The organism is Allocoleopsis sp., from assembly GCF_036703385.1.
Lineage (GTDB): Bacteria > Cyanobacteriota > Cyanobacteriia > Cyanobacteriales > Coleofasciculaceae > Allocoleopsis.
Map to the genome: position 1 here is coordinate 1 of NZ_DATNPA010000539.1, position 14,691 is coordinate 14,691.

Genomic DNA, 14,691 nt, shown 5'->3' on the forward strand with positions numbered 1-14,691 from the left:
TGGTGGTGGTGAGTATGGCGAGGAATGGCATCAGGCGGGAATCAAGCTGAATAAGCAAAATGTGTTTGATGATTTCATTGCGGCGGCGGAGTGGTTAATCGATAATCAGTACACTAAGCCAGAAAAACTTGCGATCGCAGGGGGTAGTAATGGCGGCTTATTAGTCGGTGCCTGTATGACACAACGCCCAGAATTATGGGGGGCAGCGCTGCCAGCCGTAGGGGTAATGGATATGCTGCGCTTCCCTAAGTTTACGATTGGTTGGGCGTGGTGTTCGGATTACGGTTCCCCTGAGAATCCCGAAGAGTTTCAGGCATTATATGCCTACTCACCGTTGCATAACCTGAAACCGGGGACAGCTTACCCAGCGACATTGATTTCAACCGCCGATCATGATGATCGCGTATTTCCTGCCCACAGTTTTAAGTTTGCGGCTGCGTTGCAAGCGGCTCATGGGGGTGAGAAACCTGTGTTAATTAGAATTGAGACGAAGGCGGGGCATGGTGCTGGGAAGCCAACATCTAAGATTATTGAAGAATTGGCGGATGAGTGGGCTTTCTTGGTGCGATCGCTTGAGATTGCTCAATATTAGACTTCTGGCAAAACTAATGGGATGGGTAATACTGAGTTGCGGTCTAACGTAGAATTTAACAAACCACAGAGGCACAGAGCGCACCGAGGTAAGAGAAAGAGAGAGTTATACCTTTGAATGCAACTTGGTATAAGATGCCCATCCCGCTTGTATTAGCAAAATTCTTGTGGGGTAGGCATCTTGCCTGCCCCAAACTGAGAGCTAAATAACTGTGTTAGGACGCAAGTTAAGAGTTCAAGCGTTGCAAGGTTGCGATCGCCTGCTGGATGTATTTCTTAGCATGGTGTTTGATCAGCATTCGGTCTTGAATATCCGTTGCCTCTAATCTCATTCGACCTTCAAGAGCATCATTTAACATCTCCTCACAGAGACTACCTGGTTCAGGGCTTAGGGAGTCATCGATTGCCTCCAAGGCTTCAATAGCGACGGTGATATCGCTTTGAATGTTCGAGGTTGAAGGTTCGCTGAACGGATGCTGCCCTGTAGAGGACTTTTCATTGCACCAACAAACATGCTTTAGCTGGTTTATCATCGACTGGCAACTGCGATCAGTATCGGCAGTCTTAGATGCAATGATGAAAACGTCTACAGCATCGCCTACAGGCAACTCAGGAGTATCGATTTCGATTTTTTTTCCGGGTAAGACTTGAGTGCTGATATGGAGAGCTGGTTGCATTGTGAATTGTCTGTGATCCCTGTGTTCGGCTTTCCTTTCAATAGGGGGGGATGTACTTAATGAAATCGGCTTAACATTGTTATCCTGCATAAATTTCCTGAAGCTCTTTGGACTTTACTTAACAGGTTGTTGCGATTGCTGCTATCCCGCCTTTTCCTCTAATCTTTGATGAACTCCTTGCTTATACGAGTGCAGTTTCTCGCGATCAGACGGATGCCATTCTCGTGAAAGCGCATCCCGTTGGTAAGGATCAGATGAGCTTTCTCGTCTTGATTTGGCATCTGGGTAGCTTGAGGCGTTGAAGTCGTAACTAACCTAACCGGCTTACGCAGGCTTCAAAACCCTGATTGTTTCCGAAGTTCACATCAGCAAACTACCCTAGTTGGGGACTTGGGCGAACTTCTTTGAAAACGGCCTTTCAATGGTTAAGGCGAGAAGAGTTGATTTGAATAAAGTTGCTACCGATTCAGCGAGTTTATGTTCCTTCAAAAGCGTATTTCCACGTTTTGTCCGAATTTGGCACCAAAACGGGTGACGCTCATCATCGTACTGCTTTTTGTGGAATTTGCAATCTATTTCAATATTAAGCAATAATTTCCGTAATGGTTGCCGAGTGAAGCCATGCTGAATCTGAAAGGCAACGGCATTTTTTTATAGCTATTCATTAAAAATGCCTGCTACAAATAAATCCAGGGTTTGGGAATACGGGCTGGAGAATTGAAGAACAAAAACTTTTGACTATAGCGGTTCTCGGTTGGATGCGGTACACTCTGACCTCTCTGGAAAACCTCTCTCCTACTCTCTTTGTGAGGCTTTGATTCTTTCTCCCGCAACTCTAGTAGGGAAGGGGCAGGGGGTTAGGTTATTCTGATGTACTTCACGCATCTGAGAAACGCTATATCGTATTCAGCCATTCAAAATTCAAAATGGGAAAACCCAATGCTGGCAAGCATCCTAACTACTAACTATAGGCTTGCTTAAATGCGCGATCGCTTAATTGTGATGGATTGGCTCTGGTTAGTAGTAGCGCTAAAGTGCTACTACTAACTCATCAAAACGCTTACGATAGACGGCTAGGTGGCAGCTGGCTGAGCTTCTTGAGCAATTAGCTCTTTGAAGTGAATCACATCTTGACGAGGGTCGGCGTGGCTGACTTGAACATCCAAGCGATCGCCTAGTGCCACAGAGCGCCTAAAACGCATCTTCAACTCCAGACCTAAATCCTCTAAAAGAATTAACCCCTCATTGTCTTGTTCTCGTAGCCAGCGCAGGACTAAGGCTTGCCACACCCGATCCGCATTACGCCGCAGATATTCCAATCCCCAATAACGATTAGTCTGACGTTCTACCCAAGTCGCTTCATTCGCCGCTGTCGTAACACTCAGCATCGTTTCTTGCAATTGTTGGGTACTAAAAGGCAAGGGATCACCGCGTAGATGGGCTTTGATCTGGAAATGAGACATCAAGTCGGTGTAGCGACGAATGGGAGAAGTGACTTGGGTATAAATTCCCAGCCCCAAACCGGCGTGCCGCAAGGGTGTAATGCTCATTTCACTTTTGGGCATACACCGGCGCATGGCACAGAACCGGACGGGACCGGCGGGAAGTTGCATCAGTTCTTCTTCTGGAGGAAGTTCCGGTTGTGGCTGTCCCCGATAAGGTAGGGGAATCTGATGGGTTTGACCATAGCGTCCTGCCACTTCACCGGCAAGAATCATCATTTCCGCTACTAGCAGCCGCGCTTTGGAATCTTCTAAAACCTCAATTGAGATTTCGTCTTCATTTTTAACCTTAATCACTGACTCTGGCATGTGGATGCTGATTGCACCCTGAGTTCTGCGCCACTCCTGCCGTTTTTTCGCCCAAGTTGCGATCGCAGCAATTTCCGGTTCTGCCCGTATCCCTAGCTCCAACATTTCGTCTACGTCTTCGTAGGTCAGGCGATACGTTGGTTTTACTAGACTGGCACGGATTTGATAGTCTTGGATACTGCCGGCTTCATCCAATACAACGCCAAAACTTAGTGCGGGGCAGACTCTACCTTGAACCAAACTCATTGGCCCCGTTGCCAGTGCAGGCGGGAACATGGGAACCATGCCTGTCGGAAGATACAAGGTTGTGCTGCGCCGCCGTGCCTCCAAGTCCAGCTCATCTCCTGGCCTCACCAATCGGGTGGGGTCAGCAATGTGAATCCAGAGGCGCTGGCTCCCATCTTCCAGAACTTCTAGACTCAAACCATCGTCGATTTCTTGAGTACTTTCGTCATCAATGGTGTATACTTTCAATCCCGTCAAATCCAACCGATTTGAATCAGGGTCAGGAGGTGGAGAAACCAGGCATTGCTGCGCCACTTCAATCAGCTCCCGACGAAAATGAATAGGAATTTGACTACGCCGCAAAGGCAAATTTTCGTGAGGACTCCACCACCCCAGTTCCACCAATGCATCAAAAGCACTTTGAGGAGTTTGAGGGCGTCCTATTGCGGCTAATAGATCTTGGGCTGGACGATTTGCATTCTCTGGATGGAGGACAAAGCGTTCTAACAAATCAAATCGAGAACGATCGCTGTCCTGCCACTCTTCCGGCACACCGGCTAATCGCTGCTGTACGCGTGACAGAAAGTCTTGTTGCTCCCGCTGCTTTGATTCTTGGGCTGAGCGTTGATGTTTGATTTCAGCAACCACAGCAGCGGGCCGGGGTTCATAACCGTCTGCCTTTTGTTTGAAGTAAACCTTGTCCTCAGACAGTAAGCAGTGAGCTGCATAGCACAGGGGCGGACTCTGGTCAGAAAATAACAGCTGCGCCATTTGAGCGCAGGTTACCGCTTCCCCATCTTCAACCAACAATTCCCAAGCAACTTCCAAGCTCGAAGGGTCTAGATATAGCTCTACCTTTTCGAGAAAGCTAGGGATTTCTGATGGTTTCAAGGTACATCCCGTCACCTCGTAAGTGATTTGCCGGGGATGAAGCGTATGAGATTGACCGCGTTCGTCTATGGCAATCCAATGCTTTTTGCCCTCTGGACGATCCACCGTGGCAAGACGGCGCTCTCCGCCAAGGCGAAATTCAATTATTGTTCCCTTTTCCACCAGTTTCGCTAACCCCGGTAGCGTTTTTGTAAATAACCTACACCTAGTCTATCGAGTGGTCGGTGCAATGCCAAAGCTGATCGACGGGGACTCGAAGTACGAATCACCCACAAAAGGCTGAAGTGTCAAGGATGAAGAAAGAAAGGCATCATCAATTTTGATTCGCCTCCCTACAAGAATTTGTAGGGGCTTTCCTCCATACTTCATACTTCATACTCTCGTTTATTCCGTCGCTCTTGCTTTGATTGACTCTCTCAACTCCAATTTGGGTTTACCCTTCTTTATTAATGAAGGGCAGCAGAGCCAAAAGACGGGCTCGCTTAATAGCTTGGGTCAAGTCGCGTTGTTGTTGAGCGGTCAGACCTGTGATACGCCGTGGCAAAATCTTACCCCGTTCTGTCACAAACTTACGCAGCAGCTCGACATCCTTGTAGTCGATCGGGTCGTCCGGTTTGATAGGAGAAAGACGTTTGCGAAAGTAAGCCATGAGTTGTTGTTTCTTGTTATGGGTGAGTTGTGAGTGTCATGGGTCAGGGGTCAAGGGATAACGTTGAACTAACTGACGACGCATGACTAAGGACTAATGCTACTTGATTTCTTTGTGAACCGTGTGTTTGTTGCAGTGGGTGCAGAACTTCTTGAGTTCTAGACGTGCTGTCGTGTTTCGACGGTTCTTCATCGTTGTGTAGCGAGACACACCGGGCGATCGCTTCTCAGGGTTGCTGCGACACTCCGTGCACTCCAAGGTGATAATAATCCGAACACCTTTCTTGGCTGCCATAGTGCTATTTCTAGAAAATCAAATGGTTAGTTGAAATTACACACAAATTTCTATTTTTGCAAGCGCCGTCTCACTTGAGCAAATATTTTTTTGAGACGGAGGTCGAGAGAAAAACCTCGACGGGTCTGTATGACAAGGGTTTTCGCCATGCGATCATGGAAAGCTTGCTGCGATTCCTCATCAGCCAAGGCGCTACAGCAATCTGCCACTAAGGGAAATATCAGCAGCAACATGGAGATGCCGTTCGCTAGACCAATATTGAGACCGAGCATGGCTAAGAGGGCACAAAATCCAAGAATGCCTTCTCGTTTGGCTAGCGTCAATAGTCCAGGAATCTTGCTATATTTAGCATCCAGAACTTTCATGTCCAAAGCCCAGCGTCCTAGACTTTGACCCTGATTACTGGATACCAATACCACCCGCAGAGCCGCCCACGATAACATAAAAACGACTATCTGAACGAACACATTGAATCCCAGGAGTGAACTGACTAGCCAAACCCCGACAAAATCGATAAAGAAGGCAGCAGCCCGTCGCTCAATCGGTACCTTGGGAAAGCGAGTGTGAACGGGTTCAAGACTCATGAGATATTACCGAGTACGGGACTGGGTATTTCAATCTTAGCCTGAGCTTGTGACTCCCATTGGATTCAGTTTGCTGCGACTCTCTGCCGAGTTGAACACAGGGAGCGATCACCGCTTTATGAGAATGTCAAACAACGTATGTCACCTTGGAGCAAGCAGGGTTGTAACTGGCAACTTCCGTCTCATAAAGGCATCATCCTGAATATTTTTAATAGTTGAGTGTTCGCGGATAATGTCAGAGAGCCGAAGCGTTTTGGTATCGGATAACGGAAGCTCAGAAAGTGACGCTGAAGGCATTGGGTGCCGTGGAGATAGGGATATTGAACTAAACTGACAACTGTAGTGACACCTGGGTTGATGGCAATGCTGCCAGCTAAAGAAGCGGAGTCAATCATTCTCGGTTTGGTGCAACCGTTTGACCAACAGCTAGATGCCGAGATAGTAGAGTTATCAGCGGCTACGGGTCGGATTTTGGCTTCTCCAGTGACGAGTCAATTGGATTTTCCCCACTGGGATAATTCTGCAATGGATGGGTATGCTGTGCGCTATGCCGATGTGCAATCCTGTAATGCAGAGCAACCTGTTGAGTTGGAAATCGTTGAAGAAATTCCCGCTGGGATAGAGCCTCAATCTACGATTCAACCGGGGCAGGCGTCTCGCATTTTCACGGGTGCTTGTATGCCGCAGGGGGCGGATACGGTGGTGATGCAGGAGCGAACCCGACGTGAGGGAACCCGTGTATTCATCTTAGAGGCACCCAAAGCGCAGGCTTTTGTACGTTATCGAGCCTCGTTCTATCAGGCGGGAACACCTCTTCTCCAGGCAGGAATCACTCTCAATGCCGCAGAAATTGCTGTATTGGCGGCGGCTGGGTGTACTAATCTTCCTGTCTATCGACGCCCCCGTATAGCAATTTTGTCAACCGGTAACGAGTTAGTCACACCCGATCAACCGCTGCAACCCGGACAGATTGTAGATTCCAATCAATACGCCCTGGCTGCCTTTGTGGGGCTCTCTGGGGGAGTGCCTGTACCGCTGGGTATTGTTCGCGATGATCCAGAGGCACTCAAAGATGCGATCGCACAAGCTATCAGTTCAGCCGACATCGTTCTCTCAACAGGTGGCGTCTCGGTGGGGGATTATGACTATGTTGATCGCATCCTGGCTGAGTTGGGTGCACAAATTCACATTCGCTCCGTTGCCGTCAAACCTGGTAAACCGTTAACCGTTGCTACATTTCCCCCTACTTCTAAGGGCAGCAAGGGGGGAGCGAAACGTCCCATGTTGTATTTTGGTCTACCAGGAAATCCCGTTTCCGCATTAGTCAGTTGTTGGCGGTTTGTGCAACCCGCACTCTGGAAGCTTTCGGGTTTACCTCAAGATTCATGTAAACCTCTATTTGTCAAGGCTTTATCGCGCAATGACCTCCGTTCAGATGGACGCCGAGAAACCTATGTGTGGGGTCAGTTGCATTTAGATTCCACTGGTACCTACGAATTCCATCTTGCTAGTGGTAGTCAGAATTCCGGCAATTTGATTAACCTGGCACAAACTACTGGACTTGCGGTTGTACCAGTGGGTCAAACCCTAATTTCTGCTGGCGAACCCGTGCAAGTTTTACAAGTCGGTTCACGTTACTAAACTAAATTTGTTCGATCTGATATGCTTCGGCTTTCCCTCGCTTGGGCTGTAGGTTCATTTCAGCGTTAGGCAACAGCCAGAATCGGTTCATAGACAAGGAGCATTAACCTTTCGCCAGGGACGGTTTCCATAGCATAGGTTTTGCCCTGAGCATCGGCAAAATCAACAAGATAGGCTCGCCCCTTAAAATCCATGAGGATAGTGCCGACTTGCCCAGGTATTAGCAGGATTGGTTGTTGAGTTTCTTTATGGAGTGCCTGAATTTTTTCGGTCAAGGCAACAACATCATATTCCTTAAAATTCATCGTAGTATCCTCACTGATCTACAGGATAAGTATTCGTTAATCTCGGAAACTCTTCACCTGTGCGAATGATCCAACATCCAAGTACCCAAGAGCTTCCAATGTCTGTTGTCATCAAAAACTTTACGTCATACTGGGTTCCATACTCATCTGTTTTGTGAATGGTTGCCTCATTATTGACAGCAGATTCTAAGAGAGCCGTTTCTAATAATTCTTTGTTTTCTAGCGTAATCCCCAACCTGTTTCTAAACATGATGGCTTTGTCTTTACCCTTGGGATGCTGCATATTCAGTGAATACCGCTCAAGTTTATCTCCCAGTTGTGCTCTCTCGCCATTAGGTAGCTTCATGCTCCGAAACGCTCAAATTCAACGCTTTGGATATTAATCAAGTCTCCTCCTCTCGCGCTTTTATTTTTTAATTTTGAATTTTTAATTGAATCTCCTCACACTGTTTGACTAACGGAAGACCAAGTTCAGTGGTAATTGCCAATACTTGTTCACAATACTTCATCGCCTGATCGGGTTCGCCGATTTTGTAATGTAGCTCTGCAAGAGCTTTGAGCGTCTCAGCTTCATTGTTTCGATTACCGAACTCTCGCATCATGGTTAACGCGAGTTGCAGATGTTTTAAGGATATAGGGTATTGCGCCAGACGACAGTACACTTCTCCTAATACTGCCTGAACTTCTCCTTGGCGAGCGCCAATATTACGGGCAATGACCCGATTTCAAGAACTCCGGTTCGATGATGAAGATGTCGAGTTCAGATAAGTACGATGTTATCCCAATCACAGCCGACCACAACTAACCAAACCATTCCAGCGATCGCCCCGATTGATCCCACAACTATTGTGGAAAACGGGGAGTCACCGACTGCAATTATTTTGGCGATCGCAATCCTCATCGCCATGTTATTTTGCTCTATGACCGGACTTGTTCGAGTCATCGTCGTTGCATTTTACGTCAAACAAAGTCCTCTCGATAGGAAAAATTCATAGTAGTTGCACCTCTGCAACAGAGGTGCAACTTTTGCAAATCTCATTAACTATTCTTGCTCCCCCCTTAAAAAGGGGGGATCTATATGTAGCGTCTCAACAGCGAAATGGTATGACTATTTCCAGCCCAGTGGTTGTTCGATCGCTTCTTCGTCCGTCTGGGAAATGTTAGCACCTGGCTTACCGACAATCTGCACGGTGCTTGCACGCAACAGACCATCCTCATCTTGTAGGGCAACATACCGCACACCCGTACCCACTTCTATGCGATCAAAGTCATCGTGGATGACGCTATTCCGGTGAAAGTAGATTTCTTCATCACTGTCCAAAGCCCTGATGAAACCGTATTCCTGCTCCGGAAATAGCTTGGTAACAAGGGCACCCATTTCTTGTTCGGGGTGGCTCTTGACCTGGTCACGCTGTTTTTCGGTAAGCTTGACAAGCTGCCGACGTGCGGCATCAAAAGCACTGCGGATGACGGCTTCGAGCGGGTCGTACTGATCGCCTTCTCCAGGATTTTTAACGGCGGCTAACTCGTGACTGGGAGGCACGGTGAGATCGATGCAGACCCGATAAGGAGAACCACTCCTTGGGCGCTCGTGTGCCTTTTCTAGGGTGACACGGCAGCTATTGATGTGATCACATACCTGTTCGAGCTTAGCTGCCTTTTCGCGGACTAATGCCTCAAGCGCATCAGTTTTTTCCACCTCTTTGTAGGTAATTTCTAAAGGAATTTGCATGATTTGTTTTCTATTCTATGGGGAGCGTAATTTCATTACTGTGCTTGGTGCTTAAGGTCAAGACGTTACTCTAAGTACACAGCACCAATGACAATCATGCTAACGAGGCGATCGCTGGCTATATTTCTATCGAATTACATAAATTTGGTGAGCGCTGTCAATTGTTTCTTTTGCAACTGAGCTTCTGACCCCTAACCCTTAATTACCAAAAACCTCTCTTACCACTCGGCAACACTGTAGCCCAATTCGTCTTGGCCTGTGTCAGCTGCTCCTCACTGATTTTGGCATTGGAGAGATTAGCGCCACATAGATTTGCGCCTTTGAGATTCGCATGATTGAGATAGGCATAGCTGAGATCTGCGCCTCTCAAGTCAGCTCCTTCCAAATCGGCATAGCTCAAGTAAGCCCGACCCAAATTCGCATCTCGCAAGTTCGACCGATTTAAACTGGCTCGACCAAAATCAGCATTCGATAAATCAGCTCCTTGGAAATTGGTTCTTGCCAACTTCGCCTGATGGAAAATTCCCCCAGATAAGTCAACTTTATGAAGATCGAGTCCGCTCAAATCCTGAGAGGCGAAATCCCTGCGACCCTTCAGATAAGCGCCTAATAAACCGTTGGCATCTAACTTGAAAGGAACCTTGGGTTTGCCGGTTGTAAAGCCATCGCTCTTAAGCAAATTCGTAGAGGCTCGTTGGCTGGGAATACCCTGACTGCGCGGATTCCCAGATGTGTAAGAGCCGCTTTGTTCTTTGCGGGCGCGACGCGCTCGAATTGCCATTGCTAGCTTCGAGGTTGCAGTTGAGGGGGATGAGGGAGAAGTCTTGTCGCCTAAGTCTCCAGAGTAAAAGGATTGACTATTGAACCCTTTGTTTGGGCCTGGTAATTGAGTCGGCTGAGCCGCTAAACCCTGTGCCAAGGTGTCGATATAAGGCTCCAGGTCAAGAGCCCTCATGATATCCGTGGCTGACTGATAGCGATGGCGAACCGAAGCCTCTAGCATTTTTTTCAAGACTTCGGCAAAATGGTCACTCACATGAACACATTTCTGCCAGACCATTTCCCCGGTTGAGGGATTATAGTCTAAGTCTTTAGGGGATTTCGCCGTCAACAAATAAATGCAAGTCACACCTACTGCATAAATGTCACTCGCATAAACCGGACGTAATGCCATCTGCTCCGGGGGGGCAAAGCCTGGAGTCCCGATCGCAAAATTGGTTAAGGCTGTCTGGTCTGAGGCGTTGGTCGTTACTGGGTTAACGTGGTTTTTCACCGCCCCGAAGTCAATCAAAACCAGTCTGCCGTCTTGGTCGCGACGAATTATGTTAGCGGGTTTAATGTCTCGGTGAATCACTTGCTGGCTGTGGATGTATTGCAGCAGTGGCAGGATTTCACTCAAGAATTGCTTTACTCCAGCTTCGCTCAGCGCACCCGACCGTCTGATCTCTTGCTGCAAGGTCGAGCCACTGATGTACTCTTGCACTAAGTAAAACTGTTGGTTGTCTTCAAAATAATCCAACAGGCGCGGCACTTGAGGATGATTGCCAATCTTTCCCAGAGTTCTTGCTTCTCGCTCAAACAGCTCTCGTGCCATTGGTATGATATGAGCACTTGTTGATGCTGGACGGAGTTGTTTGATTACGCAACAGGGATCTCCAGGCAGAGATTCATCTTGAGCCAAAAACGTGGCTCCAAATCCACCTTGACCCAAGGCTTTTAGGACACGATAGCGATCGCGCAATAACAGCTGGGAACCGCACGCCTGGCAGGTCTCGACGTGGCTTGGATTTTTAGGCTGAGGACAGGCAGGATTTAGGCAGTAGCTCATTCAGCGTCACCGATGGGGCGTTGTCCGTTTTGGGACGAAAGCTTATGATCGAAGCACCCGGCTTAACCGATTGACTTTTATGGGAAACGCACCGCCGAATGCACCCTCGCTTTGGCAAGCCTTTGGATGAAATCTGATTTAAAACCAGGATATCTTACTTTTCATCTAGACTTGGGCGTATATGACTGAAGATTGCGTTTAGTTTCCCTGATTTCTTGTAAAGAGTTGCTAAAGGTATAAAAGGTATATCCATTCTATTTGAGGCTTCCATAAACGTGACAGGGGAGGGGCTCAAAACCAGGGACGGGAGACGGGAGACGGGGAAAACAGTTAGTCATTATGAACACATACACGCGGGAAACCCTGCCTATGAGAGAGCAGGGTTGAACCACAATATCAGCAAACAATTGGTAACTGACGCGCATCTGTCTGGTTCTGCTTTGGCATTTGAGGATTTGATTTAGATGAACTTGATCCGGGCTGAAGCCCCGCCGCTCTCTTCGCGAGGTTGCTTACCGCCAAGAATTACCTATTACCTATTACTCACCACAGATTGACCCAACCGGGAGACTCAAAGAATTCCTCATCCCCAATCCCTAACACTTTTGTAAAATAATCACATCTAAGGTAGGTAAAAGCTAGGAGTCAATGCGTATTTCTTTAAATTGGCTTCGGGAACTGGTGGACATAACCCTGGCTCCCGAAGAGTTGGCCGAAACCCTGACATTTGCTGGGTTTGAGGTAGAAGACATCGAAGACCGTCGGAAGTTAGCGGATGGCGTTGTGGTGGGGAAGGTTCTAGAGGTACAACCTCATCCGAACGCAGATAAGCTGAGAGTCTGTCAAGTGGATATTGGAAATGCCAATGGACCGTTGAATATTGTCTGTGGCGCGGCTAATGTCCGGGCAGGGGCTTATGTTCCGGTAGCAACCAGCGGCACTTACCTACCCGCGATCGATCTGAAAATTCGCGCCTCAAAACTGCGGGGTGTTCGCTCAGAGGGAATGATTTGCTCTCTGGCGGAAGTTGGCTTAGAAAAAGAGGCAGCTGGCATCCACATTTTTGAACAGGAAAATCTCCAGTTAGGGAGCGATGTGCGTCCCCTGCTTAACTTGGAAGATGTCATTCTCGATTTGACAGCGACGGCGAATCGTGCAGACGCCCTGAGTATGGTAGGGGTGGCACGAGAAGTGGCAGCGCTAACGGGAGCGACTTTGAAGCTACCAGAGGCTCCTGAGTTATCAATTGCATCAAGGATAGGGGGTTTGAAGTTAAAAATCTCCGATCCTGGTGCCTGTCCTACCTACATCGGTACGGTGATGGAAGGGATCAAAATTGAGCCTTCCCCAGATTGGTTGCAACAGCGTTTGCAAGCGGCTGGAGTGCGACCAATTAACAATGTGGTCGATGTGACCAACTATGTTTTGTTGGAATGGGGTCAGCCCCTTCATGCCTTTGATCGGGATCGGCTTTTAGCGATCGCAGGTGGAAATTCTCTGACCATTGGTGTTCGTTTCGCAAACAGTGGAGAATCGCTGAAGACGCTGGATGGTCAAAGCCGCACCCTCCAACCCCAAACCTTGTTGATTACCGCCAACGACAAGCCGGTTGCCCTCGCTGGGGTGATGGGTGGCGAAGAAACGGAAGTTCACAACGGCACTCAGAATATAGTTTTAGAAGCGGCGCTATTTGATTCGGTAGCCATTCGCCGCTCCGCTCGCAGTCTTGGTTTGCGAACAGAGGCGTCTACCCGCTTCGAGCGGGGTGTGAATCAGGCCGAGTTAGGGATTGCGACAAAAAGAGCGATCGCACTGTTATCGGAGTTAGCCGGTGGTACGCTCAGTACCCAAGAAGTTGCCGACACGCGTCCCGATCCCGCCACTTGGACACGATCAATTGAGTTACGTCTTGACCGCATCAATCAGATTTTAGGTCCGGTGGAACTGGAAGACGAGATTGGCGAAATTCTTCCAGAAGATGTTGAACGCATCCTCACCGCCCTCGGCTGTCAACTAAAGCGTGGCGATTCAGAGGAATCTATTCAATGGACGGTAACTGTGCCACCTTACCGCTATCGGGACTTAGAGCGCGAAATTGACCTCATTGAAGAAGTTGCCCGTCTCTACGGCTACAACAACTTCTGTGAGGATCTACCGGATAAGACGGAACTCGGTTATTTATCCCTGGAACAGCAGTTGATGCGGCAACTGCGAGAAGCGTTTCGGGCGGCAGGGTTGACCGAATTAGTCCAATATTCATTGGTCAAGCCAACAGACGACCGACAAATTCACCTTGCCAATCCTCTGTTTGCCGAATACTCCGCCCTGCGAACTGATTTACTGTCTGGGTTGATTGATGCATGTCAATACAACCTGGAGCAAGGTAACGGCATCCTTAATGGATTTGAGATGGGTCGGGTCTTCTGGCGAGAAGAGGAGGGTTTCCTAGAAGCCGACTCCATTGCTGGGATTTTAGGCGGCGACCCTACCCAAGGGCGCTGGGTTAAGGGAGGACATGAGTCACCCATGACTTGGTACGAGGCGAAGGGGGTGTTAGAGAGCGTATTTGAACGCTTGGGTATGAGTGTTGAGTATCAACCGAACCGGCAAGATCATCGCTTTCACCCAGGACGCACTGCATCTTTGTGGTTACAAGGCAAGCGATTGGGTAACTTGGGACAGTTACATCCCCAGTTGCGATCGCAATACGGTTTGCCAGATGCTGTCTACGCGTTTGAGATGGACTTAGATGTACTCTTGGATGCTCTAGCTCAGGACGAAAGCCTGACGCCCCGATTCAAACCCTATCCCACTTTCCCCGCCTCTGACCGAGATATTGCCTTCTTTGCTCCAGAGAAAGTCTCTGTAGCGGAAATCGAACGAACAACACTCAATGCGGGTAAGCCGTTATTAGAGTCGGTACAATTGTTCGATGAATATCGCGGGGAGTCAGTTCCCAAAGGACAGCGGAGTTTGGCGTTTAGGCTAGTCTATCGCGCAAGCGATCGCACTCTCGTAGCGGAAGAGGTGGAAACGCTCCATCAAAAAGTAAGAGAATCCTTGGTAGAAAAATTCGGCGTCACTCTCAGAGTCTAAAAGGTTGGCAGGTTGAAAGTTAGCAGGTTGAAGGTTACATAGCGGTTCTCAGTTGCATGGAGTACACCTAACGCCAGGGAGTCAGGAGTCAGGAGATGTGATGACTGTACTTCACTCGTTTGAAAACTGCTATATTATTCAATCAGCTAACTTTTTCTCAATCTTCAACGATATAAGCTTTAATCTTCAACCTTCAACCGTCTAATCTTCAACTCTTTTATGCCTAAATATGTACTGTGGGGAAGCTATTGCGAGGACGTTTTAGAAAAGCGTGCCCCTTACCGTCAAGCCCATCTAGATGGTTTGGCGAAGCAAAAAGAAGCGGGTGTTTTGATTACAATTGGCCCTACTAAAGATTTAACTAAAG

General features: G+C 48.2%; 15 protein-coding genes. 5 read left to right on the forward strand and 10 right to left on the reverse strand.

The genetic code is table 11. The annotated features are described in order from the left end of the window. On the forward strand, positions 1–592 hold a 592-nt coding region (locus tag V6C93_RS26145), incomplete at its 5' end, for a prolyl oligopeptidase family serine peptidase (protein WP_333479598.1). 226 nt (positions 593–818) lie between these two features. On the opposite strand, the gene V6C93_RS26150 is transcribed toward V6C93_RS26145, so the two are convergent. The 5 genes from V6C93_RS26150 to V6C93_RS26170 all read right to left on the reverse strand — a co-directional run bounded on the left by V6C93_RS26150 (position 819) and on the right by V6C93_RS26170 (position 5,722). After that, the gene (locus V6C93_RS26150; RefSeq protein ID WP_333479599.1) at positions 819–1,268 is read right to left on the reverse strand and encodes a hypothetical protein; all 450 of its coding nucleotides are present in this window, start codon (positions 1,266–1,268) and stop codon (positions 819–821) included. Between the two features lie 1,073 nt (positions 1,269–2,341). Next, the gene (locus tag V6C93_RS26155) at positions 2,342–4,357 is read right to left on the reverse strand and encodes a ribonuclease R family protein (RefSeq protein WP_333479600.1); all 2,016 of its coding nucleotides are present in this window, start codon (positions 4,355–4,357) and stop codon (positions 2,342–2,344) included. A 271-nt stretch (positions 4,358–4,628) separates the two neighbouring features. Further along, positions 4,629–4,844 carry a 30S ribosomal protein S18 gene (gene rpsR / locus V6C93_RS26160; protein ID WP_015182345.1) on the reverse strand — a complete coding sequence of 72 codons (216 nt, stop codon included), beginning with the start codon at positions 4,842–4,844 and terminating at the stop codon, positions 4,629–4,631. Positions 4,845–4,943: 99 nt separating this feature from the next. Beyond that, positions 4,944–5,138: a 50S ribosomal protein L33 gene (gene rpmG, locus V6C93_RS26165; protein ID WP_015182346.1), complete on the reverse strand. Its 195-nt coding sequence runs from the start codon at positions 5,136–5,138 to the stop codon at positions 4,944–4,946. 50 nt (positions 5,139–5,188) lie between these two features. After that, the gene (locus V6C93_RS26170) at positions 5,189–5,722 is read right to left on the reverse strand and encodes an RDD family protein (protein WP_333479601.1); all 534 of its coding nucleotides are present in this window, start codon (positions 5,720–5,722) and stop codon (positions 5,189–5,191) included. A 363-nt stretch (positions 5,723–6,085) separates the two neighbouring features. Between V6C93_RS26170 and glp the strand changes: the two genes are divergently transcribed. Continuing rightward, positions 6,086–7,363 (forward strand): gephyrin-like molybdotransferase Glp, encoded by a 1,278-nt coding sequence (gene glp, locus V6C93_RS26175; protein WP_349262848.1) that lies wholly within the window; start codon positions 6,086–6,088, stop codon positions 7,361–7,363. 65 nt (positions 7,364–7,428) lie between these two features. Here the strand turns inward: glp and V6C93_RS26180 are convergent, their stop codons facing one another. The 3 genes from V6C93_RS26180 to V6C93_RS26190 form a co-directional block, all read right to left on the reverse strand. Further along, entirely contained in the window at positions 7,429–7,668 is a 240-nt protein-coding gene (locus V6C93_RS26180; protein WP_333479603.1) for a DUF4926 domain-containing protein, read from the reverse strand. Positions 7,669–7,678: 10 nt separating this feature from the next. Then, a complete protein-coding gene (locus tag V6C93_RS26185) occupies positions 7,679–8,014 on the reverse strand; it encodes a DUF6883 domain-containing protein (protein WP_333479604.1) in 336 nt (111 codons plus the stop codon). 67 nt (positions 8,015–8,081) lie between these two features. Continuing rightward, positions 8,082–8,330 (reverse strand): tetratricopeptide repeat protein, encoded by a 249-nt coding sequence (locus V6C93_RS26190; protein WP_333479605.1) that lies wholly within the window; start codon positions 8,328–8,330, stop codon positions 8,082–8,084. 111 nt (positions 8,331–8,441) lie between these two features. Between V6C93_RS26190 and V6C93_RS26195 the strand changes: the two genes are divergently transcribed. Next, the gene (locus V6C93_RS26195; protein ID WP_333479606.1) at positions 8,442–8,663 is read left to right on the forward strand and encodes a hypothetical protein; all 222 of its coding nucleotides are present in this window, start codon (positions 8,442–8,444) and stop codon (positions 8,661–8,663) included. Between the two features lie 113 nt (positions 8,664–8,776). Here the strand turns inward: V6C93_RS26195 and V6C93_RS26200 are convergent, their stop codons facing one another. Continuing rightward, positions 8,777–9,400: an HPF/RaiA family ribosome-associated protein gene (locus tag V6C93_RS26200; protein WP_333479607.1), complete on the reverse strand. Its 624-nt coding sequence runs from the start codon at positions 9,398–9,400 to the stop codon at positions 8,777–8,779. A gap of 202 nt (positions 9,401–9,602) precedes the next feature. Next, positions 9,603–11,228, reverse strand: coding sequence for a serine/threonine-protein kinase (locus V6C93_RS26205; protein ID WP_333479608.1), 1,626 nt, complete (start codon positions 11,226–11,228; stop codon positions 9,603–9,605). A gap of 648 nt (positions 11,229–11,876) precedes the next feature. Here V6C93_RS26205 and pheT point away from each other — a divergent pair. Both pheT and V6C93_RS26215 read left to right on the forward strand, forming a co-directional pair. Further along, positions 11,877–14,324 carry a phenylalanine--tRNA ligase subunit beta gene (pheT, locus tag V6C93_RS26210; protein WP_333479609.1) on the forward strand — a complete coding sequence of 816 codons (2,448 nt, stop codon included), beginning with the start codon at positions 11,877–11,879 and terminating at the stop codon, positions 14,322–14,324. A gap of 219 nt (positions 14,325–14,543) precedes the next feature. After that, positions 14,544–14,691, forward strand: a 148-nt coding sequence (locus tag V6C93_RS26215; RefSeq protein WP_333479610.1) for a YciI family protein, incomplete at its 3' end; no start/stop codon positions are given.

What these genes read in the sequence shown, in the direction of transcription:
- V6C93_RS26170 (WP_333479601.1), bottom strand. Translation starts at nt 5,722, where the DNA reads ATGAGTCTTGAACCCGTTCACACTCGCTTTCCCAAGGTACCGATTGAG.
- V6C93_RS26195 (WP_333479606.1), top strand. Translation starts at nt 8,442, where the DNA reads ATGTTATCCCAATCACAGCCGACCACAACTAACCAAACCATTCCAGCG.
- glp (WP_349262848.1), top strand. Translation starts at nt 6,086, where the DNA reads ATGCTGCCAGCTAAAGAAGCGGAGTCAATCATTCTCGGTTTGGTGCAA.
- V6C93_RS26185 (WP_333479604.1), bottom strand. Translation starts at nt 8,014, where the DNA reads ATGAAGCTACCTAATGGCGAGAGAGCACAACTGGGAGATAAACTTGAG.
- rpmG (WP_015182346.1), bottom strand. Translation starts at nt 5,138, where the DNA reads ATGGCAGCCAAGAAAGGTGTTCGGATTATTATCACCTTGGAGTGCACG.
- V6C93_RS26150 (WP_333479599.1), bottom strand. Translation starts at nt 1,268, where the DNA reads ATGCAACCAGCTCTCCATATCAGCACTCAAGTCTTACCCGGAAAAAAA.
- pheT (WP_333479609.1), top strand. Translation starts at nt 11,877, where the DNA reads ATGCGTATTTCTTTAAATTGGCTTCGGGAACTGGTGGACATAACCCTG.
- rpsR (WP_015182345.1), bottom strand. Translation starts at nt 4,844, where the DNA reads ATGGCTTACTTTCGCAAACGTCTTTCTCCTATCAAACCGGACGACCCG.
- V6C93_RS26180 (WP_333479603.1), bottom strand. Translation starts at nt 7,668, where the DNA reads ATGAATTTTAAGGAATATGATGTTGTTGCCTTGACCGAAAAAATTCAG.
- V6C93_RS26205 (WP_333479608.1), bottom strand. Translation starts at nt 11,228, where the DNA reads ATGAGCTACTGCCTAAATCCTGCCTGTCCTCAGCCTAAAAATCCAAGC.
- V6C93_RS26200 (WP_333479607.1), bottom strand. Translation starts at nt 9,400, where the DNA reads ATGCAAATTCCTTTAGAAATTACCTACAAAGAGGTGGAAAAAACTGAT.